Genomic DNA, 2,733 nt, shown 5'->3' with positions numbered 1-2,733 from the left:
GCAATACCCCAAATACCTAATGTAGTTCCAGCAAGCAAGCTAAAAAGTAAAGCAACAACATAACTCACCCCTGCATCTGCAGCTTTCTTCTCTAATGTAAGAAATAGTGGCTTCCAGTCACCTGTATCCTTAATTTTTAGGATATCAGATACCACATCATATCCAAAAGAAACATGCCCCGTAATCTTCAAGTACTTGGCAAACTGATCTAAATGTTTAGCCCAGTCATCATACTTCACCGATGCCAACGCATTAAAAATAGCATCACGATCGGCTTTGCTGAATTTCTTATTTAAAACATCCTTGTATTTTTCAAAAGCAGCGAGAGCTTCATTCACATTGCCGATTTTCTTACCTTTAGACTTATCAGCAAGTTCCTGTGCCATTTTCGAATATTTTTCACCATATTTTTCAGTCAGCGTTTGATAAAAGCTAACTGTTGCATCAACAGCATCCTTAATCTGTGAATTAAGGAGATTATTCTGTGCTTTTTTCAAATTTTCTTCAGCTTCATGAACACGAGCGATACCGGCATTACGATTATTACTGACCTGAGAAATAGCCTTCTGGATCTGAGTTATATCAGCATTTATCCGGTTAATACGTGTTTCTGATGCTGTTACCTGTTTTTGTTTTTCTTCTCTAATCTTACCGGCCCCAACCCGTCGTCTGGTTGCTTCAAAAAAAGGACGGTTCTGAAGCGGATCATTGGCTCTTGGTGATAGTTTTTTGACCAGCTCATCCAGTTCTTTATATTTAGCGGATGCCTGAGCCAGTTCATTTCGTTTTCCAGCGAGCGTTTTCATTTCTGCATCACGGGCATGGATACTGGAGCTTAAACGAGAATTGAGAGTCTTAATCTCTCCATCCATTTTCACCACTTCAGATTGTGCAGCAGAAAGTTTTTTTTGGGCGATCTCAACAGCTTTAGCTTCTTCACTCAATGCAGCCAGTCGTTTCTCTTCAGCTTCAGCCAGTTTCAACTGGCGTTCTGTTTCAGCCTTCTCCCGTTCAATCTCTTTACGTCGTTGTTCTGCTTCCTGAAAAGCCTTTTCTGCTGCTTCCGCTTCTTTACGGGCTTTTTCTTCTGCTTTCGCAAGGCGCAAACGCTCTGCTTCCGCCTGCATAGCTGCATTATTAGCATGAGCAAGCTCTGTTGCTGAAGGCGTACGTGAGGCATTGTGACGAAGAGCCTCATTCACGATATCCTTCAGGCGCTGAGTCAGCGCATCCCTGTTTGCCTTTGCTTTCGCCTGTGCTTCCGCTGCAGCTTTTGCCCGGGCAGCCTGCTCTGCCTGTGTTTTCTTTAATTGAGCAGTAGACCATTTAGCAGTTGCATGAATAGCTGCAGAACTTTCACTTTTACTGCCTCCTTTTCCACCTCCGCCGCCAGAGCCACTCCCGTCAGGAGTACCATTCAAAAGAGTAATAATTACCTGTCCCTTATCATCATAAGGAACACCATCTTTATAGTACGCTACCGCGGTTTCCATTATAAAATCCTCTTTGACTTTTAAAACAATAAGTTAAAAATAAATACTGTACATATAACCACTGGTTTTATATACAGCATAAAAGCTACGCCGCTGCATTTTCCCTGTCAAGACTGTGGACTTCCATTTTTGTGAAAACGATCAAAAAAACAGTCTTTCACACCACGCGCTATTCTCGCCCGATGCCACAAAAACCAGCACAAACATTACCGTTCTCAGACCTCATTATGTTTTACTGAAACTATGAGATGAGACATCTATGGGACACTGTCACTTTATGGCATGGCACACACTCCGGGACGCACTAAAAATGACAGGCAGATCGCGTTCACAGTTTTACCGTGATATGCGCGCAGGCCTTGTCAGTTACCGTACCGGCAGGGACGGACGACGGGAGTTTGAAACCAGTGAACTGATCCGGGCATACGGCGAATTAAAGCAGAATGAGACACCAGAAAGGCACAGTGAGGGACATGCAGAAAATCCACATGATCAGCAGACAGAACGCATTCTCCGGGAACTGAATGAGCTGAAACAATGCCTGACGCTGATGCTTGAGGATAAACAGGCACAGGATATGGATCGCAGACGCCAGGAAGCAGAACGGGAACAGCTACAAAATGAGATAGCCCAGCTCAGGCAGGCACTGGAACTGGAAAAGAAACGGGGATTCTGGTCCAGGTTGTTCGGTCGCTGAACGCTGTCAGAGACTGATGATAAAATAGTCTTCGGATAATAACTCACCGAGAATAAATACTTTAAGGTAGGGAGACACTCATGAGACGTACCGGAAACAAACTTTGTCTTATCGCCATGATAACAGCAACAGTAGCTCTCACAGCCTGTACCCCAAAGGGCAGCGTGGAACAACATACCCGGCATTACGTATATGCTTCTGATGACGGTTTTGATCCCAACTTTTCCACCCAAAAAGCCGACACAACACGAATGATGGTGCCTTTTTTTCGGCAGTTCTGGGATATGGGAGCTAAAGATAAAGCGACAGGAAAATCACGGAGTGATGTGCAACAACGCATTCAGCAGTTTCACAGCCAGGAATTTTTAAACTCACTCCGGGGCACAACTCAATTTGCGGGTACTGATTACCGCAGCAAAGACCTTACCCCGAAAAAATCCAGGCTGCTGGCTGACACGATTTCTGCGGTTTATCTCGATGGCTACGAGGGCAGACAGTAAGTGGATTTACCATAATCCCTTAATTGTACGCACCGCTAAAACG

3 protein-coding genes are annotated in these 2,733 nt (G+C 44.5%); 2 read left to right on the top strand and 1 reads right to left on the bottom strand.

The genetic code is table 11. From position 1 onward, the window contains the following. Nucleotides 1-1,493, bottom strand: a 1,493-nt coding sequence (cea, locus tag KGB14_RS24310) for a pore-forming bacteriocin colicin E1 (protein ID WP_223489190.1), incomplete at its 3' end; no start/stop codon positions are given. A gap of 310 nt (nucleotides 1,494-1,803) precedes the next feature. On the opposite strand from cea, the gene KGB14_RS24305 reads away from it, so the two are divergent. Then, entirely contained in the window at nucleotides 1,804-2,190 is a 387-nt protein-coding gene (locus KGB14_RS24305) for a hypothetical protein (protein ID WP_000147848.1), read from the top strand. Nucleotides 2,191-2,270: 80 nt separating this feature from the next. After that, nucleotides 2,271-2,690, top strand: a complete 420-nt coding sequence (locus KGB14_RS24300; RefSeq protein ID WP_001254967.1) for an Exc2 family lipoprotein — start codon at nucleotides 2,271-2,273, stop codon at nucleotides 2,688-2,690. Nucleotides 2,691-2,733: the final 43 nt, after the last annotated feature.

The organism is Pseudomonas sp. A-RE-19, from assembly GCF_019956555.1.
Classification (GTDB): domain Bacteria; phylum Pseudomonadota; class Gammaproteobacteria; order Pseudomonadales; family Pseudomonadaceae; genus Aquipseudomonas.
Note: the sequence above shows the minus strand (reverse complement) of the source record. Positions and strands in the feature narration are given on the sequence as shown.